Here is a 24,391-nt window from a genome sequence, read left to right as displayed (position 1 = left end):
ATCACAGCTAAATGCGATACACAGTGAGTTATTTCAGTAATTGGGATGGAACAGTAATAATTTTAGCGTTTACTTGTTTTTCTAACATCAGTAATAGCTCGTTTGCAGCATAGATGCCCGCTTTATCAAAACCAAGATCAACAGTTATCGTTTGAGAAAATAAGAAATTTAGTAACTCACTACTACCGATACTAATAACAACAATATTATTAATATTTTTTTCCGATAAAAATTTATTTAAGCCTAAAGCAATCGAATCAGTAGCACAAACTATCGCTGTTGGTGAATGAACTAACACCGATTCGGCAAGTTCATAACCAGAATAATAACTTAAATTACCAAGTACGACATTGGCTTGAATTTTATAGGTAGTACAAAAATCAATATAGGCCTGATAACGTAAACCACCGGTAGTTTGATCTTGTTTATCAACACCAATAAAACCTATTTTTTTATGTTTTTCTGATTGATATAAGTAAGTTAGTGCTTTGTTTACTGCACCAATATCATCATAACAAATACAAGAGTAAGCCGGAAATGGCCTAGCAATCACCACACATTTATGTTGCCAAACCGTTAACAATGAACTGTCTAATCCCGTAAAAGCAAACACAATAATACCATCAGCTTGTTTTTCTCTTAACATCGTTAGATGTTCGGCGACTTTTGCGGCACTAAATTGACTCTCGATAATTATAGGATCATAGCCATTAGCATAAAAAATCGGCAACATACTTTGCACTGCATGATTTTCAGATATTGAATCAAGGCGTGTGACAATAATACCAATCACTTTATTACCATAACCACGCATTGCTCTTGCTGATTTTGAAGGCGTGAATTGATATTGTTCAACAATTGCCATCACTTTATTGCGAGTTGATTCCTTCACCATAGGATCGTGATTAATCACTCGTGAAACCGTCGATTTACTGACGCCACTTAATTTAGCTATATCTTTAATGGTTAAATTAGTTGATGATTTACTCATAATCGATTTGTTGAATGAATATCAATTAAATCATAGTAATACAGATTAAAGAAAATAGCGATATTGACGCTTATTATACGGTGGCAAAACAACTTAATCTGTTATTGAAAAATAATATTAGTGTATTGTTTTAATTTGTTTTTATTATAATAATCAGCTTATATTGCTAGTAATCGATTTATTGTTATCGACTGCGAAATCTTGATAGCAAAGTCAATTATTCTCATGACTGCCATCATTTAAGCATTTAAATTGACTCAATAAATGATTTTTAATCATTACGTTGATTGCATTGAATTTATCAACCACAGCATTAGCTCTTTATTGTGTTTAACAAATCCTACGCTGAGATGGTATTGGCGATCACTGTAAATATGCTACATCGAAAACTGAACAAAACTCTTATCCAAAGACGATAATTATTGCTCGTAATAAAAATCTAAACCGAGATGAATTTTATTTTGATTGGGAAGAATTTGATGGCTAAGCGCCAAGCATACTTATTAAAAAAGGGCAGAATAGCCCCTTTTCTGAATAAGCTTAAACTCTACTAGTTTTAGTGCTATATTTTGATTTGAAGTTTCACCTATATATCAGAGAATAAAGTTAATAAACTAGTTTTAATTGATTGTGCATCTTGAGTTAAATCAATAGTACAGAAAATTAATTTATGCCCTTGAATTATCACATGTTCATATATTGATTTATTTACCGTTGGATATAATAACATTCCCGATGATGATAAAGATAATGGATCATTATCGTGTTCTTGGCTTCTTACATAAGCATAAAGCTGATAAAGATGAGGAGTCTTAAAAGAGTAGCTGTTCTGAGAAAAAATTGAAGTACATTTAGTATCAATAATTAATCGATTATTTGCCGTAATATTTTCAATAATTAAATCAGTTTTCATATTAGGCATAAATTTTTCAATATTATTTGTAGATTGAGTATATTGCCATTTAAACTTTTTGCCTGATGATATTGAATATTTATTACGATCAAGGTGAATATGACAAAATCCTATAATTGCTTTTTCAAATAGAAATCTTAGCCATTCATCAGTTTTATTCAATATATTAACCGAGTGATTTCCTACAAATTCAGTTGGAATTGATAATTCAAAAATAAGCTTTGCTATAGACAGCAATAGGATGTCTTGTCGATTATATTTATCAAAATAATCAGCTTTATAATTATAACTTTTTAATTGCCCAACATTTAACATATTAAATCTATTTATTATTTTTTTACATTCATCACGTAAATCATGATTAGTTAATTGATTTAATAAAACATGTGCGGCACCATGAATATATTGATTTTTAGGAGTGTTACAGGTCAATTCATCATATGAACACTGAACCTTACCTTTCTCTAACAAAAATTTCCTTGCTGTACCAAAATAATCTATTTTTCCCCTAACTCTTGTTAAAGTTTGTATCCTAGATTGGTAACCGTTTGATAACGATTTGCGTAATCGATCATTAACTACTTTAAAATAAAGTTCTGCAATAAGATCAATAATTTTTTCAGGGTTTTTCTCAAATTTAACTCTCTGTTGTTCATTGATGTCTCTATATAAATCTGAAGCATATAACAAAAGTAACCATATATTTCTTATTGGTATCTTATTGAGAGTATTATTTGATGAAGGTAAATGATTAAGGGTCATATCATTTATAAATCATTAAGTACTAACTTATTCAAAGCAGTTTCAAGTTTATTTTTATCATCAAACCAATATTCTTCTAATAAAGGCTTAATTTCTGAATCAATAATATCGGTATACCATGACAAAGCATCAGGTATAACATTATCATGCGTTAAATAACTATGACCTATTGTAAAAGCACTACCTAACATTCTTTCGTCGGTAACATATTGATTTAAATCATTCAAAGCATTTTTAATTTTCTCTAATGTTTGTCGAGAAAGTTTTGTTTTTTCAATCATATAATTTAACCAACCTTCATCAAAGTTCGGTGATAAATTAAAAAAGGCAAAACGACGACGTAAGGCAAAATCAACCATAGCTAACGATCTATCTGCAAGATTCATAGTTCCTATGACATATAAATTATTAGGTATAAAAATACCATTTTCATGTTCTCGTCGATAAGTCAGTTCTAAAGCTTCTGATGGTGTTCGTTTATCAGCTTCAAGCAGTGTCAACATTTCCCCTAAGATTTGAGCTGGATTACCACGGTTAATTTCTTCAATTACTATTACATAATTAGATTGCGAATCATTTCTTGCCTTATTAACCATTTCCAAAAATGGCCCATCAATAAGAACTAATTTACCCTCACTCGAAGGTCGATAACCGCGAATAAAATCTTCATAAGACATACCTGGATGAAATTGTATTGATTTGATATTATTTGAATTTTTATAACCAACGATAATATTAGCTAAACGTTTAGCAAGCCATGTTTTACCGGTCCCTGGTGGACCTTGTAAAATAATATTTTTTCTACGATTTAGACTTGAAATCATCTTAGATATTAGCTGTTCGTCAACAAAACAACCTTCTTTAATTAAGTCAACTAAGTTATAACTTTGTTTATCTATTAATTGTTGATTAACATCATCATTATCTATATTGTCATCATATTGGAAATAATCGTCTTCATCACCATAACGTGATTTCCAATAGGGGGCATTACGAAAATAATCTAGGTCTTGTGGTTTATCATAAAAAGTAAAGTCAATTAACTGTTTCGACAACGGAAAATCATCTTTAACACTCCAAATAGAGGATAAATTAGTATAAAAATACCATTTCTTATTTAAATTAGTTTTTTGCCAATCAATTTCTAATAATTTACCATCTTGATGATTTTTAGTTACTGTGCCAATAGCTTTAATTTCCATGACAGAGACTGGTTGACCTTTATTATTAAAAGGCAAATTATTTTTTAAATTATAAGTAGATTTAATAGCAACTTTTTCACCAACAGCAATAGAACGAACTATATTAAGAAATTTGTTTTCATAGCCGTTTTCCCAAATTCCATCTTTTATAAAACGTTCTGTTTGATCCAAACCACCACTAAATTTAGCGCTTAAAAACCAATAAGTTTTTATTCCTTCCAATTTGAGTCCTTATATCCAATTATTTGATACTTTAATAGTGAAAAATTATTCTTTTGGAAAATTTTATCCTATCTTTAAATAATAAATTAAGTTATTTTTTTATTTGTGACTAAACTCTAAATTTAGAATATCTCTAATGAACTTTTTATCACTTAATTTATTGTAGTATTACATTGATGTTGGTAATTTTTCCCCCAATCTAACATAGCATCGTGTACTTGCTTTAAACTTTCTCCGACTTCAGTTAAGGTATATTCCACTTTAGGTGGCACTTGGGCATACACTTTGCGGGTAATTAAGCCATTTTTTTCCATCGTTCTTAAATGCGAAGTGAGAACTTTTTGTGAGATGCCGTTGAGTGATTTTTTTAGTTCACCAAAACGTTTGGTGCCAGAAAGTAAGTCTCGAACAATTAGCACTTTCCATTTGTCACCCATTAATAATAGGGTGGTTTCAACAGGACATGGCGGTAAATTTTCAATTGCCTGCATAATAAAATTCCTTTAATTTCAACAATAGTATCTAAACGGTAACTATATTACTACTTGGTACCTACTTTACAATAGAAACTTTGGCTATTAAGCTAAAAAAATTAATTTATCTAAGTTGTAATAAGGAGAACAAGATGAAAATTGCAGTAATTGGTGCAAATGGTAAATCAGGACAGCTATTGGTTAAAGAAGCATTATCACGAGGACATGATGTCACAGCTATCGTACGTAAACCAAGTTCAAATAGCGACGCAAAAGTATTAGTTAAAGATCTATTTCAATTAACTTATGACGATTTAAAACCATTTGATGTGATTATTGATGCATTTGGTACTTGGACACCTGAATCACTACCATTACATCAAACTAGCCTAAAACATTTAACCGATATTTTAAGCGGTAAACCTAACCGTTTATTAGTTGTTGGTGGTGCCGGCAGTTTATATGTCAACCCAGAGCATACTGTTCGTCTAGTCGATTCACCAGATTTCCCTGATGAATTTAAACCTTTAGCCAACAATATGGCGAAAGCTTTAGATCAACTAAGAACCTGTGATGATGTGCAATGGACCTATTTAAGCCCAGCAATTGAGTTTATTGCTGATGGTGCAAGAACTGGTAATTATATTGTTGGTGGTGAGCAATTCTTAGTTAACAGCCAAGGTAAAAGTCAAATCAGCTACGCTGACTATGCGGTGGCTATGATTGATGAAGCAGAAAAAGCCCAACATATCAAACAACGTTTCACTGTTGTCGCTGAATAATCAAATTATCCAAAAGTCTTGCCAATTTAATAGGTAAGACTTTTTGGTTTATCTCTTATCTATTCACTACCAATTTGACAGGTCACTTTGATTTCACGATTATCACTAATTTCTAAATTTGATAATACCGCTAATTGTGGAAAGTTAGGTCTTAAAAACTGCGCCAACATAGCCCGCAAGGTATGATTAACTAATAAAACTGGCGGTGCACCAATTGCATCTTGTTGATTAAGGGCTTGCTGAAGCTGTTGGAGTATATGTTCCGCCAAACCTGGCTCAACATTACTGGTATTTTGTAACGCTTGCAGTAATATTCGCTCTAAACTGATACTTAATCCAATCACTTTTACCGGCTCTGTTCCCGGAAACCACTGCTGAGTAATCACTCTACCCAATGCTATTCTAACAATACTAAGTAACTGGTAAGCATCATTTTGGTTAGCTGCTTGTTCACAAATTGTCTCAATAATCGTGCGCATATCTCGAATAGAGACTTTTTCGGCCAACAAGTTTTGTAAAATTTTATGAAACGTGGTTAATGGTACGACACCAGGAATAAAATCCTCGACTAATTTAGGAATATCTTGTTTGATGCGATCCAGTAATTCTTGCGTTTCTAAACGCCCTAATAGATCACTGGCAAATTGATGCAATAAGTGATTAAAGTGAGTAGCAATCATGGTACTGGTATCAACCACGGTATAACCTAATATTTGGGCAGCTTCTTTATTATTGGCATCTATCCAAACCGCAGGTAAACCAAATGCTGGTTCAGTTGTTGCAATACCATCAATTTTTTCGGTCACTGTGCCAGGATTAATCGCTAACCACTTGTTATTCATAATTTCACCTTGACCTATTTCGCCACCTTTTATAAAAATTTTATATTGATAAGGAGATAATGAGAGGTTATCGCGAATATGTACTTGCGGTGGTAAAAAACCTAATGTTTGGGCAAACTTTTTGCGTAAACTGCGAATTCGGCCTAGTAATTCACCATTTTGATTTTGATCAACCATAGGGATTAAGCCATATCCGACTTCCATCGCTAAAATATCTTCAATATTGACATCAGCCCATGAAGCTTCAACATTTGTCGGTTTAGTTGCTGCTACATTTTGTTGCGGAGTAGAGACTGACTTTTCAAGTTTCTTTTGTTTGCTTAACCACCACGAAATGAGCGATAAAATAGCCGTAAACATTAAAAATACTAAATTTGGCATACCCGGAATAAGACCAAGTAACCCAATTACAACCGCAGTTAAAATTAATACTTGTGGATTATTAAATAACTGCTTTAACATTTGGTCACTGATGTTTTCTTGTGAAGTGACCCGCGTCACAATAACACCAGCAGCAGTGGAAATAATTAGGGAAGGAATTTGCGCAACTAATCCATCACCAATAGTTAATAGCACATAGGTTGTACTGGCATCGGATAATGTCATACCATGCTGCATCACGCCAACTAATAAGCCACCGACAATGGTAATCGCCATAATCAATAAACCAGCAATAGCGTCACCACGCACAAATTTACTTGCCCCGTCCATAGAGCCATAAAAATCGGCTTCTTGAGTAACTTCTGCTCGCCGAGCTTTAGCTTCATCCTCACCGATTAATCCAGCATTAAGATCGGCATCAATAGCCATTTGCTTACCTGGCATACCATCTAATGCGAAGCGAGCACCTACTTCAGCTATCCTACCAGCACCTTTAGTGATTACCATAAAGTTAATAATAACTAAAATGATAAACACAACAATACCAATGGCAAAATTACCACCAACTAAAAAGTGGCCAAAAGCTTCAATTACTCGACCAGCCGCATCACTACCAGTATGGCCTTTTAGTAACACCACTCTAGTTGAGGCAACATTAAGGGATAAGCGCAATAAAGTTGCAAACAATAAAACGGTGGGAAAAGCGGCAAAATCGAGAACTCGCTTAGTAAACAGTGCCACAATCAAAATGATAATAGATAAGGCAATATTAAAAGTAAAAAAGAGATCTAAAATAAATGCTGGTAAAGGTAATACCATCATCGAAAGAATCAATAAAATCAGCATTGGTCCAGTTAAAATTCGATAATGACCATTTTTTAAGGTATTTATTGATAATAGATTAGTTAATTTTGATTTCATCATAACAATTGCAATTACCTTTATTTATTCACAGATAAAGATTCTGGGATTGATAAATTGGTTGGTTTGAGTGGTTTTTCACCACCATATCTATGCCATCTTTTTAATTGATAAACCCAGGCGAGAATTTGTGCTACCGCAGCATAGAGCTCTGCTGGTATTGATTTACCTATCTCACCATGGCGATATAATGCTCGAGCTAAAGGTGGCGCTTCTAATTGTGGGATCTGATGCTCTTGAGCAATTTGTTTAATTTTGCTCGCTATATTATCGGTACCTTTAGCCAATATCTTGGGCGCACTCATGGTTTTTTCATCATATTGCAGAGCAATCGCATAATGGGTTGGGTTAGTAACAATAACATTAGCTTTAGGGACATCTTTCATCATCCTACGCCTTGCCATTGCCTGCTGCATTTGTCGAATACGCCCTTTAATTTGCGGATTACCTTCTTGCTCTTTAAACTCATCTTTCACTTCTTGCTTCGACATTTTTAACTTTTTCAAATTGCTCCATATTTGGTAAAAAATATCAAAACCTACCATTGGTATTAAGGCTAATACAATCAATAAACTAGCATAAATCAGCAATTGCATTACCTGAGATAACGCATTATTTAAATACATGCTGGGTAGTGCCAGCATATTGGGAAATTGATGTATCAAAAATAGGGCAGCTGCAAAAGCGATTAAAACCACTTTAAGAATACTTTTAAACAATTCGGAAAAAATTCGCAGACTAAATAACCGTTTAAATCCACTAATAGGATTCAATTTGCCTAAATTAGGCTTAATCGATTGTAGACTAAACAGCAAACCACCAACACTAAGCGGAGCAATGATAGCGACAATAACTAATCCCACAAAAATAGGTAAAATCGCCCAAAATCCAGCGGTTAATAAATTAATTAAATTGAAAATAATCTGTTTATCATCATCGGTTCGGTGGGCAACTAACATGGCTTGTTGAATAATTGCTTTTAATTTGCTAACAAAATGTGTTCCCATTATCCAAAACAACATAATGCCAACTAATAATATAATTAGCGATGTTAACTCACGAGATCGAGGAATTTGACCCTTTTCCTTAGCTTTTTTTAATTTACTATCGGTGGGTTGTTCACTTTTATCTAGATCACTATCATCAGCCATATATCAGTTAAACCAATTTTACTGTCTAATTACACTTTACTTTGATAGCACAGTATGAACGTAACTTATTAAAGTTATTGGCTTAATAAGACCCTAAATTACTGGTTATTTAGCTCGTTTAGCTTTAAATAGTATTAAAATGATTAAACTTTAGCACGTTTAGATGAAATAGTTTCAGGCTGTTGATAACCGTGATAAGTATAAACCGCGGGGTTATTAATACTTTTCAAATAATCAATCGATTGTTGTGTCATATTCATACGATTTTGAATAAGTATACCGTTATCCCGATTGATTTGAGCTAATCGTTGAGTGGTATTAGTGATGGCTTGCCATTTCAACGCTAGCTCTGGGTTTTCACTATAAGGTGATTGGATATTATAGCGTGCACTTACTTTTAGCCGTTTTTCATCGAGTAACTTTAACTCGATAAGTAATTGGCTTTTTTGATTTATAACGTCATTTAATTGGCTAATTGTATTAGTTCCAATTAGGATTTGCTGTTCAGACTCTAGAATATCTGAAAGTGATTGCAACATGACTGTTACATTATTAAAAATGTTATCTAACTCTAACATTATGATATTCCTTCAAAAATTAATTAGCTTTCAATCTCTTCAAGAGTTTGCTTAATAATTTCGTCTGCAATTTTATTTGGATTGATGACTAAGTTACCATTAGTAATGGCCTGTTTTATTTTCTCAATTTTACTAATATCAATATCATTTTCTGTCGAATGTAATAATGCGATAGTGTTTTGGCTCAATTTGACATTGCTATTCAAATTTAAGCTATTTGACGTTTGCACAGATGCTTTAGTTTCTTTATTTTGTCCATTTATTAAATCACGATTCAGCAATCCCGATACTGCTGTAACCAATTTTGTTGCATCTATACTCATAAAATTCCTTTAATTCAAGTCAAGGTTTATAGGGTTGGTTTAGTCTAATTATCGGCAAAAATCAAAAAATCATTAATTTTATTTATTAATAATAATGATAGCTTTTTCACTAACAACACCTTCAACAACATTACCCGTATTAAGTTTAATATTAATTGATTCTCCCAATGCCCCATTACTTAATGTCTTGCCATGCGTTGCAATTGAGTAACCTTCGCCATTAATAATGACCTTTACGGTTTGACCGGCTTTAACATACCAGTTTTTCTGCAGCATTGAATTTTTTATTACTTCACCATCATTAATATTACGTAAAGCAAGATGATTGATAACTTCAGATTGATTTAAAATTACTGTTGCTGGTAATTTATCTAGCTGACCAGACTGCATTTTTACCAGTTGTTCAGTAATTAATGTTCCTGCACTAATGGCTTGTTTAGCAATAACATAATGGCCACTCACAGCGACGTATATCTGGATATATTTAGTGATATTTTCGCATTTGGCGGTAATGGTTAAATTGCCCCATTGTTTATTTTTGTTCAATATCGCCAATGTTGGTGAGTCACAACTTAATTGTGGTTTTGCAGTTGGATAATTAATGACAACTTTATCAACATTCACATCAATAAGTTGTTGATGGATCAGATCACTAATTTGTTTTTCAAGTGCAGTGGCAAAAACTATTTTTGAACTACCTAACATACAAAAAAGAAACAACAATCTAATAATCTGAGGCATATTTGTTGGGGTTCATGTAATTATTGATAACTAAATTGTACTTTATAAGCCCACCTATCGAATGTTGAAATAAGGGCAATTTTTATCGTTATTTATACGATGATTTTTTTTTGATTTGCTTAAAATTCTTTTTATCTATCAGGATGAGATGATTTTATGCTAAATAAATTAGATACTTTCGTTAATTTTCACCAACAAGCACTCAATGTTCGTGAAAAACGTCAAAATATACTTGCAACCAATATTGCTAATAGTGATACGCCTAATTACCAAGCGAGGGACATTGATTTTAATACTGAATTAAATAGAGCCATCAATAATCAATCGACCCACAATAATATAAAACTAACTATTACTTCTGCAAAACATATTCAAATAACTAGCGCTGATTTCACTAATTATAATCTTCTTTATCGTATTCCTTATCAATCATCTGCTGATGGCAACACTGTTGAGATGGATCAAGAACGAACGGCTTTTATGGATAACAGTATCCACTATCAAAGTAATTTAACCTTTTTAGGTGAACAGTTTAAAAATGTCATTTCGGTATTACAGCAAGGATAATCATCATGAGCTTCTCTATTTTTTCGGTTTCTGGTTCAGCCTTAATGGCACAAACACAACGAATGAATGTCAGTGCCAGTAATTTAGCTAATGCTGATAGTGTTACCAGTACTTCTGGTCAAGCTTATCGAGCCAAACAAGTTATCTTTCAAGTCGATGACAATGGTTATTCCAATAGTGTTGCTGGAGTAAAAGTAGCACAAGTTATTGAAGATCCTGCGCCAATGAATTTAGTTTATGAACCTAATCATCCTTTGGCTGATGAACAAGGCTACATTCAAAAACCTAACGTTGATGTAGTAGCAGAGATGGTTAATACCATTTCTGCATCTCGTAGCTACCAAGCAAATGTAGAAGTGATTAACACCGCAAAAAGTTTAATGCTAAAAACACTGACTCTAGGACAATAAAAGGGCGTAATTGATGGGTATCTCAAATGTAGCAGTTTCAGAATCAACTAATATGGCCAGTCCACAAGCGCTAAAGAAAGGTTCGTCTGATGGTAACTCAAGTCAGGAACTACAAGATAATTTCTTAACATTACTTATTGCCCAAATGAAAAATCAAGATCCTACCAATCCAATGGATAACAGTCAGTTAACCTCGCAATTAGCTCAAATCAATACGTTAGCAGGTATCGAACGACTGAATACCACATTAGGTATGGTTTCAGGCCAAATTGACGATAGCTTATCGGTCAATGCCAGCAACATGATTGGTAAAGGTGTCATGGTTCCAGGTAATAAAATTTTGGTTGCTACATCAGAAGTGGAAGGTTCGGAAAGCGAAAAGGAAACTATTACCACACCATTTGGCTTTGAACTTATGCGTGATGCTGAGTCAGTGGTCATTACCATCAAAGATGAAAATGGCAATGTTGTACGTGAGGTCGATTTAGGTTCGATTCCTGCTGGGGTTAGCTCTTTTACTTGGGATGGTGAACTGAATGATGGGACACTGGCGCCAGATGGTAGTTATACGTTTTCGGTTAATGCCACTTATGACGGGCAAAAAGTATCATCCACACCACTATCTTACTCGGTTGTGTACGGCGTAATTAATAGCAAAGTTAATAATAAAGTATTACTTGATTTAGGGATACTTGGTTCAATTAGTATTGACGAAGTACGTCAAATTCTTTAAAGGGGAATAAGTTAATATGGGATTTTCTCAAGCAATTAGTGGTATGAATGCCGCATCAAAACAATTAGATGTTATTGGTAATAATATTGCCAATTCTGCAACAGTTGGCTTTAAAAGTGCTAGCATTTCATTTGCCGATATCTATGCTGGTTCAAAAGTAGGAATGGGCGTCAAAGTGGCTGCGGTTATGCAAAATTTTAATGATGGCACCACAACCTCAACCAATAATAGTCTAGATGTTGCTATCTCTGGTAATGGCTTTTTCCGCTTAGTTGATAGTAGTGGTCAAATCTATTATACCCGTAATGGCCAGTTTCAATTAGACGCTGATCGCAATATTATCTCAGCGGATGGTTTTCAATTAACCGGTTATCTTGCCTCAGGCACACCACCACAGATCCAACAAGGTTCAGCACCAGGCCCATTAAAGATTTCACAAGAGATGTTAAATGCATCAGCAACCAATAAAGCCTCTTTGCAAACAAATTTAAATTCAAATAGCAAAGTACCTGAAAAACAACCAATTAATGCCACCGATGCTGATACCTTTAATTATTCAACCACGATCACCACTTATGATTCTTTAGGTAATCAACGTAATGTTCAGCTTTTTTATGTTAAAACAGCTGATAATCAATGGGATGTTCATTATCTTGATAGTAGTGATCCTAACGCAAGCCTACAAGCATTAGGGCAAATGGAGTTTGATTCATCAGGCAAATTAATTAGTGATCCAGAAATGACGATTAATATTAATGGGCTTAATGGTTCAGCCGCCAATAGCTTCACGCTGTCATTAGCAAACAGTACGCAACAAAATATGGGTAAAGAAGTCGGTAGCATTAAAACCCCTGTCGTTGATGGTTATGCTGCTGGTGATCTGGTTGGCTATAGTATCAGTGATGATGGCTCAATTTATGGCGTCTATTCTAACCAACAAACGATGTTATTAGGCCAAATTGCCATGGCTGATTTTGCCAATGTTAATGGCCTAGAATCAGCCGGTAACAATAACTGGCGGGCGACGCTTAAATCTGGTGGTGAAGTATTAGGCCCAGCTAATACCGGTACTTTTGGTTTGCTAACCAGTGGTGCAGTTGAATCATCCAATGTCGATATGAGCCAAGAATTAGTCAATATGATTGTTGCCCAACGTAATTATCAATCTAATTCACAAACCATTAAAACTCAGGATCAAATCCTTAATACATTGGTTAATTTAAGATAATTCAAGGAGTATTTATGGATCGCGTTATTTATACTGCTATGTCTGGCGCCAGCCAAACATTAAATCAACAGTCCATAACTAGTCATAATTTAGCTAATGTATCGACAGTTGGCTTTCGGGCGCAATTAACAGCAATGAAAGCCGTTCCCATTGTCGGTAGTAGTATGCCGACAAGAACCATGGTGACGGCAACTACGCCAACCTATGATTCAACAATCGGTGCCTTTAATTACACTGGACGCAATTTAGATGTTGCTTTATCCCAAAACGATTGGTTAGCAGTACAATTAGCTGATGGCAGTGAAGGATATACCCGTAATGGTGCGATTCAAATCGATGAAAACGGCACACTTAACATTCAAGGCTTTCCGTTACTTGGTGATAATGGCGTATTAACAGTACCTCAGCGTTCACAAGTTAGTGTCAGTACTGATGGGACTTTATCAGCTTTAGGTGCTGGCGATAAACGCACCACCATTGCCCAAGTAGGAAAAATAAAAAAAGTTCACCTTGAACGCAATGAATTGGTACGTGGTGATGATGGATTTTTCCATGCAACTGAGGCAACCATAAATAATCGTGGTGCCGTGTTACAAGATAACCCAAATGCAAAATTGATGTCTGGAGTACTCGAAGGAAGTAATGTTAATCCGGTTACAGCAATGGTGAATCTAATTAGCCATTCTCGTCAATTTGAAATGCAGATGAAACAAATTACTACTGCCGACGAAAATGCCCAAAAAGCCAACCAAATATTATCGTTAACTTAACTAAAATAGGAAACAGCAATGATTAAATCATTATGGATTGCAAAAACCGGTTTAACTGCGCAACAAATGAATATGGATATTATTTCCAATAATTTAGCCAACGTTAGCACTGGTGGTTTTAAACGCCAACGCGCCGTTTTTGAAGATCTGTTATACCAAACAGTTCGCCAACCTGGAGCACAATCTTCAGAACAAACAACATTACCTTCAGGATTACAAATTGGTACCGGGGTAAGACCAGTTGCAACCGAACGAATTCATAGCCAAGGTAATTTAGAATTAACCGATAACAGTAGTGATATTGCCATTAATGGACAAGGATTTTTCCAAGTTCTTATGCCAGATGGAACACAAGCCTATACCCGCAGTGGCGCTTTTCAAGTTAATCAAAATGGTCAGTTAGTAACAGCTGCCGGTTATGAAATTCAACCAACAATCAACATTCCATCCAATGCTATAAAAATGACCGTAGCACGTGATGGCGTTGTCAATGTCACCTTAGCTAATCAATCAACTCAAGTACAAGTTGGTCAATTAACATTACACACTTTTATCAATGACACCGGATTAGAAAGCGTTGGTGAAAATCTATATCTAGAAACCGAAAGTTCTGGTGCACCAACTGAAAATACACCGGGGCTCAATGGTGCTGGACTGCTATACCAAGGTTATATTGAAACGTCAAATGTGAATGTGGCCGAAGAGCTGGTTAATATGATTCAAGTACAACGTGCTTACGAAATTAATAGTAAAGCAATATCGGCATCTGACCAAATGTTGCAACGTTTAAATCAATTATAAATCTAACAAAATGATAGCGGTAATGAGATATCTTTATATTTTAATAACTTTGTCGTTAGTTGGTTGTAGTCAATTACCCAAAAAAGCATTAGTTGAAGGCGACACCAGTATTGTTCCAAAAATGCCAGAAATTGTGAACAGCAGTGGTTCCATTTATCAAGCCTCACAACCAAGTAGTTTTGGTTATCAACCGATGTTTGAAGATCGTCGACCACGCAATATTGGTGATGTATTAACTATTGTTTTACAAGAAAATGTTAGCGCAAGTAAAAGTTCATCGATTAATGCCGGCCGTAATGGTGGGGTCAATTTAGGGGTAAAAACCGTACCGCACTTTTTAGATGGGCTAGTTGGTCGTGGTAAAGTCGATACCGATATCTCAGGTAGCAATGATTTTAAGGGTTCTGGTGGTGCCAATGCTAAAAATACCTTTAGCGGTACCATTACCGTCACCGTTCAAGATGTCATGATTAATGGTAATTTAAAAGTGATTGGTGAAAAACAAATTGCAATAAATCAGGGCACAGAATTTATTCGATTTTCAGGTGTTGTTAACCCTCGGACAATAAGTGGTAGTAATACCGTTATATCAACTCAGGTCGCTGATGCTCGTATTGAATATGTAGGTAATGGCTACATCGATGAAGCACAAACAATGGGTTGGTTACAGCGCCTGTTTTTTAATCTTTCGCCATTTTAATGAGTATCATTATGCTAAATAAATTACGTACTTTTATCTGTTTTGTTTTGCTAATAGTGATTGTCCCTTCTAGTTATGCCGAGCGAATAAGAGATTTGGTGACAATACAAGGCGTTCGCGAAAATGCCTTAGTCGGCTATGGTATCGTGGTAGGGCTTGACGGTACCGGTGACCAAACTTCACAGACACCATTTACGATACAAAGTATCACCAATATGCTCTCACAATTAGGTATTACCGTGCCATCAGGAAGCAACATGCAGTTAAAAAATGTGGCAGCGGTAATGGTCACGGCTAAATTACCGTCTTATGCGCGTGTTGGCCAACAAATTGATGTGGTTGTTTCGTCATTAGGCAACGCCAAAAGCCTGCGTGGTGGTACATTGATTATGACACCATTAAAAGGCGCCGATAACCAAGTTTATGCGATTGCGCAAGGTAATCTTTTTGTTGGTGGTATGGGGGCAAGCAGTAGAAGCAGTAGTGTAACGGTTAACCAAATGGCTGGTGCGACCATTCCTAGCGGAGCAACCATCGAAAGAGAATTAGTTACCCGCTTAGATGAAAACAGTACTATTCATTTACATCTTAACCATTTTGACTTTACTGTGGCTACAAAAATTGCTGATGCCATTAACAAAGTGCAAAAAAATATCGCCATTGCTTTAGATGGCATGACCGTAAAATTGACCATGCCACAAGACAGCCAAGCAAGAGTTAAATTATTATCTAAAATTCAAAATCTCCAAATTAGTGCTAGCCCTATTTCCGCTAAAGTGGTGATTAATACACGTACTGGTGTCGTGGTCATGAATCAAAAAGTACAATTAGACAATTGTGCCGTTGCGCATGGTAATTTATCCGTGGTGGTAAATAATAAATTGAAAGTTAGCCAACCCAATACGCCACTCGCCGGTGGCAACACAGCAGTAGTTCCAGATGATGAGGTCACTGTCGAACAAGATGGTGGTGCACTGCAGAATTTAGCGTCTGGCGTCGATCTAAATCGAGTTATTCATTCACTTAACTTATTAGGTGCCAATCCTACAGAATTAATGTCGATACTAGAAGCATTAAAAACCGCAGGTTGTTTGCATGCCGCATTGGAAACTATTTAAAGCAGAATCATTGAAATGAAAAACCTAATAAATCAGTCTGTTAACCGTTTTGCTTATGATTTTTCTAGCATTAATCAATTAAAACGTAATGCCGTTAGTGGATCAACTGACAGCATCAAACAAGTTGCCGATCAGTTTGAAACACTATTTGTAAATATGATGATGCAATCTATGCGCAAAGCGGTACCCAATGGCGGTTTATTTAATCAATCAGCAATGCAATTATTTACCTCTATGTTTGATCAACAAATTGCTCAACAAACGGCAGGTAAAGGTTTAGGGTTATCTAATGTTATTGTTAAACAATTAACTAATCAGCCACATTCTACGCTTAATATTCATTCACAAGCTCAAGCGAATAATAATCAAACCAATATGCGATTGGCACAATCTTTATTTAGTGATAATTCATCCAATTTATCGCCAGCAGCATTAGGGCAAATGCTTTATCAACAGCATAAAGCCAACAATTTAACCAAAGCAAATGTTAATGAATCAACGTTAGCAACATCGCTCAACGAAGTTGATAAAGACCATATTAGCCAATTTGTCGTCGAATGGTTTGAGCCAGCAAAGCAGGCATCCAAAATATCTGGCATTCCTTATGAAGTCATTATTGCTCAAGCTGCTTTAGAAACCGGTTGGGGTAAAAAACAGATAAAAACGGCTGATAATAAGCCGAGTTATAACTATTTCGGTATAAAAGCAACCTCATCATGGCAAGGTGATTCAACTCGATTAACGACTCAAGAATTTCTAAATAACAATATGGTTAAAATTAAAGATGAATTTAGGGTGTACAATAGTAAACAACATGCATTAACTGATTACCTTAATTTATTAACCAAAAGCCCACGTTATCGTGCAGTGGTTAATGCTCCAGATGCTAGAACAGCAGCCAAAGCACTACAAGACGCACACTATGCAACTGATCCTAACTATAGCGAGAAACTGATCCAAATTATTGGACGAATCGAGCAAATTGCCAAAAATACACCGCAAAAATCAATATCTGGATTTAGACAAATTGCCTTTAAATAGTGCTTAAATAAATATAACTGTTAAATAAATTGCATTATTATCACAGCCAAAAAGTAGACCAAACTCTGCTCTATAGTCAATAAATAACCAATAATGCGTTAGTTACATATATCGAGATCACCTATAATCGTATTTCTCACCCTTTAGCAAATAGCTGGTCATCAGTATAGCAATATAAAAAACAGTATGACTATAAAATGATAACCGTAAGCAAATCGATAATCAGGAGGTTGCACCCCCTGTTTGTTAGATGAATAGTAATGTTTAGGACGTAAGAAAATTAATAATAGATTATTTCATTTGAAATAATGACATGTTTTGCATGTTCATAAATGTATATTGTGCTGCTTGTAAATTTGCTTGTAGCATCACATAATCTGAAATCGCTTCATACCAATCAACATCTTCAATTTGACTAATTTGCGTTTCAAAATCAATATCTAAGGTTTTACCCAGTGCGGTTAGTCTTTCGACTTCAGCCAATACATTTCCGCCTGCAGCTCTAACGGTAGAGATGTTTTCAAATGAGTTATCAACACCTTGACTGGCTTTAGATAAACCTAATCGAAACTGTTCAATAGCTTCAGGGTCATTATCATCTAAACCAATTTGCAATGCCGCTATGGCATAATCGATACTCGCAAAGACATCACTTTCTACTGCCGTATTGGCGCCTGTCATAAAAATCTGTTGGCCAGTAAAACTTAGCGATACTTCACGGGTATCATCGATGAAAACATTAATCGTAGTTGAACCACCGACATAATTCACTTTACCGCTTTCATCGACCACAAAAGGAGGGGTATCATTTTTATTACCAGCAAACAGATAATTACCATTGGTATCTTTAGCATTGGCTAATGAAATTAACTGATCTTTTAATCCTTGTAGCTTATTGGCTAAATCTTGTCTGTTTTCATCATTTAACGTCTCATTACCGGCATAAACTAAAGTTTCTTGGATTGATTGAATCACAGTATTCGCTTCTTTTAATACTGTATCTTGCCGACTTAATGATTTATCAACACTATCTCGCGCTGCTTGAAATTGGTTATTTCTTGATTGAGCTTGCTTTAAAATTAATGTTTGTGAAGCACCCATCGGATCATCTGAAGGTGATAATATTTTCTTGCCGGTTGCCAAATGTAATCCTGACTTTTGCCATTTGGTATTGGTATTTAAAATACTATTTAGATTTTTTTGATACATTGAATGAGTACTAAGTCGCATGTCTAAATCCTTTTATTATTTGGCCAAACCTAAAATGGTATCAAATATTGTCGTTGCCGCATCAATAACCTTGGCATTTGCTTGGTAATATTGCATATAAACTTGCATAGAAATATATTCTTCTTCGATATTCACACCAGAGATAGATTGATTCTGCTCATAAATTTCTTGAGTGATATTTTGACTCGATTGTGCTGAAATTTTAGCGGTCTGCGTCTCACTACCTACATAACTAACTAATGATGTATACGCACTATTTAAGGTTTTAGTACCATTAACTAGTTTTTCATTTTGTATATCAAGTAGTTTAGCCACATTTCGATTATCACCACTACCATTTTCATCATCGTTAATACCGGTCGCGAGTTTATTTACATCTTTAACCAGTAACTGTAATGATGAGGCTACATCGGCAACAGGTTTAAGTAAAAAGCTATCACCAGCAACAGCATTGCCAGTAATTTCAATCGATAAGCCGTCAAACACTAACTTACCATCGCTAACTTGTGGGGTAATTTGTTGATTATCAGATAATCTGGTTACTACCCAATCGTTGCCATTGAACTCTATTTTATAATCAGAAGCTTTGACTTCAGTTACTGAGTTATAATCCATTTTAACCGTAGCATTACCTTGGTTTTTGCTATTAGCAATACTAGTCGGTTTGTGATAATCAAATAGTTTTTCGCCAAGGTCACCATTAACATCAACGCCAGACGTATGTACTTCATTAAAGCGCTCAGCTAAATTTAACGCCAACAACCCTAATTGATTACGAGCTTCAAGGAGTGGTCCATCACGAAAAGCTAATAGTCCATTTAATCGGCCTGATGCGATATTTTGACTTGTCAGTTCTTGTGTCGCACCAGAATTATGGGTGTAAATAATCGTATTTAAGGCTGGATCAGAGGCCGAAGGCTGCACCGATAACTGATTTGTCGATGCGCCTTGTACTAAGCTTAAACCATTGCTAAGCGAAATATTATATTGGCCATTTTGCTCGGTAACAGTTATACCAATCAGTTCGCTTAATTCAGTTACCAGTTGATCTCGTTCATCTAGTAAAGAATTAGGCTCATGACCACCACTTACAGCCTGTAATTTGGCAATTTTTTGATTGAGATCGGCAATTTGTTGGGTATAAGTATTAACTTTATCTATGTTATTCGTCAGTTCAGTATTGATATTGGCAATTTGATTTTTTAAATTCAATTCCGTTTTATTGAACTGGCTGACTAAAGAGGTAAGATCGCTAATCACTGTCTGTTTTGTTGCAGCATCACCCGCATTGGAAGAGAGCTTATTTAAGCTAGCAAACAGATTATTTAATTGTGAGGAAATACTGTTTTCGTTTTCAGCTAGTAAATTATCGACTTTTGATAATTCATTGTAATAGGCTTTTATCGAACCATTTTGCGATTGTGATTGACGTAATTGACCAACCACAAAACTGTTATATGCGCGGTTAACTGATGATACCGCAACACCATTACCCACAAAGCCAAAATTATATTTAGTGCCGTTTGCTTGACGCAAAATTTGCTGCTGGCGGTTATAACCAACTGTATGTGCATTACTAATATTATTACTAATCACATTAAGCATATTTTGTGCTGTATTTAATCCACTAATACCGGTATTCATCAATGAATTTGACATAAAGGCTCCTAAATATAATCTCAGTTAATAATAAAATTATTAAACTAAAGTGTTATTATTTATATCGGCCTACAATTTAAAAACTTTAGTTATTTTTAGATAAAAATGGATTTTTTTTGATTTTAATTTTTTAACCAGCTTAATCTGAGTATTTATGTTGATATTATTCTGATTTAATTTGTTTGGCCTGTTTTAAAAAATCGATGCCAGTCATGGTATTTTCATCTTCAATATATTGCTGTGCCGATTTGTTCAAAATTAAAATACTAATACGACGATTGGCATCTTTGCTGTAATTTGGGTTATTTAATCCCACCGTATCGGCTAAACCAATAATACGAATGATTTTATTGGAATCTAATCCACCAGCGATCAGTTCTCTTCTTGATGAGTTTGCTCTATCTGCGGATAACTCCCAGTTACTATAACCACGATCACCGGTTATATACTGACGCTCATCAGTATGACCAGATAACGTCATTTTATTAGGTAACGAATTTATGATTGGCGCTAAAGCATACAAAATTTCTTGCATATTAGGATGAATAACCGCACTACCAACATCAAACATCGGTTTATCATCGGTGGCTAAAATCTGAATTCTTAGCCCCATTTCTGTTAGTTCAACGATAAGATTAGCGGCTAATTTTTGTAGTCGAGGATCAAGTTCAAATACTTCATATATTTTATTCGCTGTATCAATTAATTGATGTTTCTCATCTTGATTCAAATCAGATTCGACAGGATGATCATTCAATATGGTATTTTTATCTTCACCTACATTTTTAGATACATCATCGCCACCACCCGGTATCGGGCTTTCACTATCACTGATATTTTTGCCACCATTTTGACCTAAAATCAATGGTGTTCTAAAGTATTCAGCAATGCCTTGTAACTCTTGTGGACTGGACTTAGCAATTAACCACATGACAAGAAATAGCGCCATCATCGCCGTCATAAAGTCAGCATAAGCAATCTTCCATGATCCACCATGATGGCCACCGCCATGACCGGATTTCTTTTTAGAAATAACTATTCTTACTGACTTCTTTTTCATTATTCATTATTTTCTGTTGGGTTAGCGTTTTTATCTTTCACTTCTTGAATATATTTTTCTAATTCAAAGAAAGATGGCCGTTCGTGGGAAAAAATTGTTTTGCGACCAAACTCAATACAAATTTGCGGGGCATAATCATGCATACTGGCAATAAGAATCACTTTAGTACATTCTAAAATTTTTACTGTATCGGCATTTTTTTGCCTTAATAAGGCTGCTAAAGGCGACACAAAACCATAAGCCAGTAAAATACCTAAAAAGGTACCAACCATAGCATGGGCAATAAGCTCACCCAATTCGCTAGCTGGTCGGTCAGCTTGAGCTAAGGTGTTAATAACCCCCATAACTGCTGCCACAATACCAAAAGCAGGTAAACCATCACCGACGCTAGCAATAGCATCAGCTGGTTTTTCAAGTTCATGAGTATAGGTTTCTATTTCCTCATTCATTAGTGCTTCGATTTCATATACTTCCATATTGCCACTGATCATCAAACGTAAATAATCAGTGATAAAATCACAAACTTGTGGATTGGCTAAAATAAGTGGGTATTTTTTAAATAACTCACTCTCCTTGGGATTATCGATATCTTCTTCAATCGATAAGCCACCACTTTGACGTACTTTAGTTAATATGGTGTACATTAAATTAATTAATGTTAAGTAAAGTGTTTTATTATATTTTGAGGTTTTAAATAAATTACCTAGCGATTTAAGTGTCGCTTTGATAACTTTCTTTTCGTTACTGACAATGAAAGCACCAATAGCTGTCCCACCAATAATGAGAAACTCTAATGGTTGAAAAAGTACCGCCAAATACCCGCCACTTAGCACATAGCCGACTAAGGCTGAAGCGATAACCACAATATATCCTATAATTATTAGCATTGGCTTTCCCTTATCTCCATAAAATACAACTAACTCTGTTTTACTGCTTAATATTTACTTAAATTGTTACCTGATTTGCTGTGACTAAATTAAATGCATTTGGTATTGATAAAACTTGTAAACATTTGGCATGACTCTCTTTATGTGTTTTATTATTTTTTTCTGCTCTTGATGGTGGCTGGCATAAACTGCACACAAAGCTATTATGCGGTTGATAAGCATGGGTAATAAATCGCCCTTTGCACTCCTTGCAACTTGACTGCTGCATAACATTACTTTCAACAAATTTAACTAAAATCCATGCTCGGGTTAATCCTAAAATAGGCTCTTCATCTTGAGGAAAGGAACACTGCTCTAAATAGAGTTGATAGGCTTTTAAAATGGCCTGAACACCAGGTTTAATGCCATTTTTAACTAAAAAATGGTAAGCATTATAAAACATACTTGAGTGAATATTGGGCTCCCAAGTCATAAACCACGTAGTTGAAAAGGGAAGTAAACCTTTAGGAGGAGGACATCCTTGAATTTCTTTATATAATTTAATTAATTTACCACGGCTTAAATTGGTTTCACTTTCCAACATTTGGATTCTAGCGCCGAGTGAAATTAATCGAATAGCTAATTGAACTTCTTTATACTTTTGAATAATACTTGTGCTACTCATCTTTATTATCTACCTACTTATTAATTGAATCTAAAAGTAAGCTTGATAGAAGGATCCCTGTATGCATCTGCTTTATATCACTAACGCGAGATTCCTCAGTTAATTTTTCCATCATTGCCGAATTTTTAAATCTAAATTGAAATGTTAATTGATTGGTTTCAGATAGAACCAACATTTGAGAAGCACTTAAATTACTCAAGATATCAGCTGTTTTTTCATCAATTCCTAATCGATACATCGCCATCACTTTATCTTTTTCAAGCATCTTTTGACTTAATAAAAGCGTTGAAAGATTTAAATGATGAATACATTTCAAAATATCGTCATCTTGTATATTTCCCAATTTAACCACCACAATCCATATCTGTTTGCGCTCGCATAAAAAAACGCAAAATTAATAAAATACAACTAACACCACTTTTTTAAACTTAAAGTTACATTTTTAAATTCGAAAGGTCAATAAAAAAATCATTTCAATTTATTTTCGATTTATTTTTCCATGTTTTACTGTTTTATTTCTTTTTTTATAAAATAATTTTACTTTGTATTCGTTTAATTGCTTGGCTATGTAATTGACTTACTCGAGATTCGCTAATATCCAACACTTTTCCAATCTCTTTTAAATTTAATTCTTCTTGATAATAGAGAGCTAAAACCATTTTTTCTTTTTCTGGTAAGTTACCAATTTGTTGAACAATAATATTGCGAATTTCATCATTGATAATGGAAGCAAAAGGATTGTTATCTGCGTCAGGCTCAATTAACGCATCCAAATTATCGCCGAGTTTTTTGTGAATCTCATCATAAGAACAGATTTGGCTATAATTCGAATCTAATAATACTTTGTGATATTCAGTAAGAGATAATTGCAGATGAGCAGCTATCTGTTGATCATTGGGAGGTATGCCTAATTTTTGCTCTAATTCATTAATAGCTTTAGTGACATCTTTAATTTTTTTCCGTGTTTGCCGTGGCAACCAATCTCGACTGCGTAATTCATCTAGCATAGCCCCTTTTATTCTCGGAGTAGCAAAGGTAGTAAAAGTATATCCTTGAGATGCATCATAGCGTTTTATAGACTCTAATAAACCTATATAACCAACTTGCAGTAAGTCATCAAGTTCAATCGTGGTTGGCAATCGAACTGCTAATTTCAACGCTTCATTACGAACTAAATACAGATATTGTTGCCAATCGATTTGATTCACTACACCTTGAGAGTTATACAGGCTATCACTCAT

Annotated in this window: 26 protein-coding genes; 10 read left to right on the top strand and 16 right to left on the bottom strand. The window is 34.7% G+C overall.

Features of this window, described 5'->3' with window-relative positions; translation table 11 throughout:
• Positions 1-28: 28 nt before the first annotated feature.
• The 4 genes from treR to H3T83_RS08555 all read right to left on the bottom strand — a co-directional run bounded on the left by treR (position 29) and on the right by H3T83_RS08555 (position 4,581).
• A complete protein-coding gene (gene treR, locus H3T83_RS08570) occupies positions 29-991 on the bottom strand; it encodes a trehalose operon repressor TreR (RefSeq protein WP_198215545.1) in 963 nt (320 codons plus the stop codon).
• 586 nt (positions 992-1,577) lie between these two features.
• The gene (locus tag H3T83_RS08565; protein WP_198215544.1) at positions 1,578-2,666 is read right to left on the bottom strand and encodes a 5-methylcytosine-specific restriction endonuclease system specificity protein McrC; all 1,089 of its coding nucleotides are present in this window, start codon (positions 2,664-2,666) and stop codon (positions 1,578-1,580) included.
• A 5-nt stretch (positions 2,667-2,671) separates the two neighbouring features.
• Positions 2,672-4,090, bottom strand: coding sequence for an McrB family protein (locus tag H3T83_RS08560; protein WP_086321097.1), 1,419 nt, complete (start codon positions 4,088-4,090; stop codon positions 2,672-2,674).
• A gap of 152 nt (positions 4,091-4,242) precedes the next feature.
• A complete protein-coding gene (locus H3T83_RS08555) occupies positions 4,243-4,581 on the bottom strand; it encodes a helix-turn-helix domain-containing protein (protein ID WP_086321098.1) in 339 nt (112 codons plus the stop codon).
• A gap of 134 nt (positions 4,582-4,715) precedes the next feature.
• On the opposite strand from H3T83_RS08555, the gene H3T83_RS08550 reads away from it, so the two are divergent.
• A complete protein-coding gene (locus H3T83_RS08550) occupies positions 4,716-5,345 on the top strand; it encodes an NAD(P)-dependent oxidoreductase (protein WP_034901014.1) in 630 nt (209 codons plus the stop codon).
• Between the two features lie 59 nt (positions 5,346-5,404).
• Here the strand turns inward: H3T83_RS08550 and flhA are convergent, their stop codons facing one another.
• The 5 genes from flhA to flgA all read right to left on the bottom strand — a co-directional run bounded on the left by flhA (position 5,405) and on the right by flgA (position 10,246).
• Positions 5,405-7,489, bottom strand: a complete 2,085-nt coding sequence (flhA, locus tag H3T83_RS08545; protein ID WP_198215599.1) for a flagellar biosynthesis protein FlhA — start codon at positions 7,487-7,489, stop codon at positions 5,405-5,407.
• Positions 7,490-7,509: 20 nt separating this feature from the next.
• Entirely contained in the window at positions 7,510-8,640 is a 1,131-nt protein-coding gene (gene flhB / locus H3T83_RS08540) for a flagellar biosynthesis protein FlhB (protein ID WP_198215543.1), read from the bottom strand.
• Positions 8,641-8,783: 143 nt separating this feature from the next.
• The gene (locus H3T83_RS08535) at positions 8,784-9,218 is read right to left on the bottom strand and encodes a flagella synthesis protein FlgN (protein ID WP_034901007.1); all 435 of its coding nucleotides are present in this window, start codon (positions 9,216-9,218) and stop codon (positions 8,784-8,786) included.
• A 23-nt stretch (positions 9,219-9,241) separates the two neighbouring features.
• Positions 9,242-9,541, bottom strand: coding sequence for a flagellar biosynthesis anti-sigma factor FlgM (gene flgM, locus H3T83_RS08530; protein ID WP_065579058.1), 300 nt, complete (start codon positions 9,539-9,541; stop codon positions 9,242-9,244).
• Positions 9,542-9,619: 78 nt separating this feature from the next.
• On the bottom strand, positions 9,620-10,246 hold the full coding sequence (flgA, locus tag H3T83_RS08525; RefSeq protein WP_198215542.1) for a flagellar basal body P-ring formation chaperone FlgA: 627 nt from the start codon (positions 10,244-10,246) through the stop codon (positions 9,620-9,622).
• Positions 10,247-10,438: 192 nt separating this feature from the next.
• Between flgA and flgB the strand changes: the two genes are divergently transcribed.
• The 9 genes from flgB to flgJ are packed head-to-tail and all read left to right on the top strand — an operon-like array spanning position 10,439 to position 17,650.
• On the top strand, positions 10,439-10,849 hold the full coding sequence (flgB, locus tag H3T83_RS08520) for a flagellar basal body rod protein FlgB (protein WP_034901000.1): 411 nt from the start codon (positions 10,439-10,441) through the stop codon (positions 10,847-10,849).
• 2 nt (positions 10,850-10,851) lie between these two features.
• Positions 10,852-11,259, top strand: coding sequence for a flagellar basal body rod protein FlgC (gene flgC / locus H3T83_RS08515; RefSeq protein ID WP_086353945.1), 408 nt, complete (start codon positions 10,852-10,854; stop codon positions 11,257-11,259).
• A 13-nt stretch (positions 11,260-11,272) separates the two neighbouring features.
• Complete coding sequence (flgD, locus tag H3T83_RS08510; RefSeq protein ID WP_034900995.1) at positions 11,273-11,992, top strand: flagellar hook assembly protein FlgD; 720 nt, start codon at positions 11,273-11,275, stop codon at positions 11,990-11,992.
• A gap of 16 nt (positions 11,993-12,008) precedes the next feature.
• The gene (flgE, locus tag H3T83_RS08505; RefSeq protein WP_198215541.1) at positions 12,009-13,220 is read left to right on the top strand and encodes a flagellar hook protein FlgE; all 1,212 of its coding nucleotides are present in this window, start codon (positions 12,009-12,011) and stop codon (positions 13,218-13,220) included.
• Positions 13,221-13,234: 14 nt separating this feature from the next.
• A complete protein-coding gene (locus H3T83_RS08500) occupies positions 13,235-13,990 on the top strand; it encodes a flagellar basal body rod protein FlgF (protein ID WP_198196295.1) in 756 nt (251 codons plus the stop codon).
• Positions 13,991-14,008: 18 nt separating this feature from the next.
• Positions 14,009-14,791, top strand: a complete 783-nt coding sequence (flgG, locus tag H3T83_RS08495; RefSeq protein ID WP_034900989.1) for a flagellar basal-body rod protein FlgG — start codon at positions 14,009-14,011, stop codon at positions 14,789-14,791.
• 22 nt (positions 14,792-14,813) lie between these two features.
• Positions 14,814-15,491 carry a flagellar basal body L-ring protein FlgH gene (locus H3T83_RS08490; RefSeq protein ID WP_110448819.1) on the top strand — a complete coding sequence of 226 codons (678 nt, stop codon included), beginning with the start codon at positions 14,814-14,816 and terminating at the stop codon, positions 15,489-15,491.
• 11 nt (positions 15,492-15,502) lie between these two features.
• The gene (locus tag H3T83_RS08485; RefSeq protein WP_034900984.1) at positions 15,503-16,609 is read left to right on the top strand and encodes a flagellar basal body P-ring protein FlgI; all 1,107 of its coding nucleotides are present in this window, start codon (positions 15,503-15,505) and stop codon (positions 16,607-16,609) included.
• 15 nt (positions 16,610-16,624) lie between these two features.
• Positions 16,625-17,650, top strand: coding sequence for a flagellar assembly peptidoglycan hydrolase FlgJ (flgJ, locus tag H3T83_RS08480; RefSeq protein ID WP_086353941.1), 1,026 nt, complete (start codon positions 16,625-16,627; stop codon positions 17,648-17,650).
• A gap of 291 nt (positions 17,651-17,941) precedes the next feature.
• Here the strand turns inward: flgJ and flgL are convergent, their stop codons facing one another.
• From flgL to H3T83_RS08445, 7 genes are all read right to left on the bottom strand, one after another.
• Positions 17,942-18,880, bottom strand: coding sequence for a flagellar hook-associated protein FlgL (gene flgL, locus H3T83_RS08475; protein WP_086353940.1), 939 nt, complete (start codon positions 18,878-18,880; stop codon positions 17,942-17,944).
• Between the two features lie 15 nt (positions 18,881-18,895).
• A complete protein-coding gene (gene flgK / locus H3T83_RS08470; RefSeq protein ID WP_198215540.1) occupies positions 18,896-20,539 on the bottom strand; it encodes a flagellar hook-associated protein FlgK in 1,644 nt (547 codons plus the stop codon).
• Positions 20,540-20,702: 163 nt separating this feature from the next.
• The gene (gene motB / locus H3T83_RS08465) at positions 20,703-21,599 is read right to left on the bottom strand and encodes a flagellar motor protein MotB (RefSeq protein WP_065579048.1); all 897 of its coding nucleotides are present in this window, start codon (positions 21,597-21,599) and stop codon (positions 20,703-20,705) included.
• Positions 21,599-22,486, bottom strand: coding sequence for a flagellar motor stator protein MotA (gene motA / locus H3T83_RS08460; RefSeq protein WP_034900975.1), 888 nt, complete (start codon positions 22,484-22,486; stop codon positions 21,599-21,601). The genes motB and motA overlap by 1 nt, the downstream gene beginning before the upstream one ends.
• 58 nt (positions 22,487-22,544) lie before the next feature.
• Positions 22,545-23,150: a flagellar transcriptional regulator FlhC gene (gene flhC, locus H3T83_RS08455; RefSeq protein ID WP_198201501.1), complete on the bottom strand. Its 606-nt coding sequence runs from the start codon at positions 23,148-23,150 to the stop codon at positions 22,545-22,547.
• 13 nt (positions 23,151-23,163) lie between these two features.
• A complete protein-coding gene (gene flhD / locus H3T83_RS08450) occupies positions 23,164-23,484 on the bottom strand; it encodes a flagellar transcriptional regulator FlhD (RefSeq protein ID WP_034901072.1) in 321 nt (106 codons plus the stop codon).
• 190 nt (positions 23,485-23,674) lie between these two features.
• The gene (locus H3T83_RS08445; RefSeq protein ID WP_198215539.1) at positions 23,675-24,391 is read right to left on the bottom strand and encodes an RNA polymerase sigma factor FliA; all 717 of its coding nucleotides are present in this window, start codon (positions 24,389-24,391) and stop codon (positions 23,675-23,677) included.

This window comes from Gilliamella sp. M0320 (genome assembly GCF_016101635.1).
Taxonomy (GTDB): Bacteria; Pseudomonadota; Gammaproteobacteria; order Enterobacterales; family Orbaceae; genus Gilliamella; species Gilliamella apis.
This window is presented reverse-complemented; position numbering and strand designations above follow the sequence as displayed.

Coding starts and splice junctions, on each gene's coding strand:
- flgJ (WP_086353941.1), top strand. CDS start 16,625: ATGAAAAACCTAATAAATCAGTCTGTTAACCGTTTTGCTTATGATTTT.
- H3T83_RS08500 (WP_198196295.1), top strand. CDS start 13,235: ATGGATCGCGTTATTTATACTGCTATGTCTGGCGCCAGCCAAACATTA.
- flgB (WP_034901000.1), top strand. CDS start 10,439: ATGCTAAATAAATTAGATACTTTCGTTAATTTTCACCAACAAGCACTC.
- H3T83_RS08485 (WP_034900984.1), top strand. CDS start 15,503: ATGCTAAATAAATTACGTACTTTTATCTGTTTTGTTTTGCTAATAGTG.
- flhC (WP_198201501.1), bottom strand. CDS start 23,150: ATGAGTAGCACAAGTATTATTCAAAAGTATAAAGAAGTTCAATTAGCT.
- flhA (WP_198215599.1), bottom strand. CDS start 7,489: ATGAAATCAAAATTAACTAATCTATTATCAATAAATACCTTAAAAAAT.
- flgD (WP_034900995.1), top strand. CDS start 11,273: ATGGGTATCTCAAATGTAGCAGTTTCAGAATCAACTAATATGGCCAGT.
- motB (WP_065579048.1), bottom strand. CDS start 21,599: ATGAAAAAGAAGTCAGTAAGAATAGTTATTTCTAAAAAGAAATCCGGT.
- flgE (WP_198215541.1), top strand. CDS start 12,009: ATGGGATTTTCTCAAGCAATTAGTGGTATGAATGCCGCATCAAAACAA.
- H3T83_RS08555 (WP_086321098.1), bottom strand. CDS start 4,581: ATGCAGGCAATTGAAAATTTACCGCCATGTCCTGTTGAAACCACCCTA.
- treR (WP_198215545.1), bottom strand. CDS start 991: ATGAGTAAATCATCAACTAATTTAACCATTAAAGATATAGCTAAATTA.
- H3T83_RS08535 (WP_034901007.1), bottom strand. CDS start 9,218: ATGTTAGAGTTAGATAACATTTTTAATAATGTAACAGTCATGTTGCAA.
- motA (WP_034900975.1), bottom strand. CDS start 22,486: ATGCTAATAATTATAGGATATATTGTGGTTATCGCTTCAGCCTTAGTC.
- flgK (WP_198215540.1), bottom strand. CDS start 20,539: ATGTCAAATTCATTGATGAATACCGGTATTAGTGGATTAAATACAGCA.
- H3T83_RS08565 (WP_198215544.1), bottom strand. CDS start 2,666: ATGACCCTTAATCATTTACCTTCATCAAATAATACTCTCAATAAGATA.
- flhB (WP_198215543.1), bottom strand. CDS start 8,640: ATGGCTGATGATAGTGATCTAGATAAAAGTGAACAACCCACCGATAGT.
- H3T83_RS08550 (WP_034901014.1), top strand. CDS start 4,716: ATGAAAATTGCAGTAATTGGTGCAAATGGTAAATCAGGACAGCTATTG.
- H3T83_RS08445 (WP_198215539.1), bottom strand. CDS start 24,391: ATGAGTGATAGCCTGTATAACTCTCAAGGTGTAGTGAATCAAATCGAT.
- flgG (WP_034900989.1), top strand. CDS start 14,009: ATGATTAAATCATTATGGATTGCAAAAACCGGTTTAACTGCGCAACAA.
- flgM (WP_065579058.1), bottom strand. CDS start 9,541: ATGAGTATAGATGCAACAAAATTGGTTACAGCAGTATCGGGATTGCTG.
- flgL (WP_086353940.1), bottom strand. CDS start 18,880: ATGCGACTTAGTACTCATTCAATGTATCAAAAAAATCTAAATAGTATT.
- H3T83_RS08490 (WP_110448819.1), top strand. CDS start 14,814: ATGAGATATCTTTATATTTTAATAACTTTGTCGTTAGTTGGTTGTAGT.
- flgA (WP_198215542.1), bottom strand. CDS start 10,246: ATGTTAGGTAGTTCAAAAATAGTTTTTGCCACTGCACTTGAAAAACAA.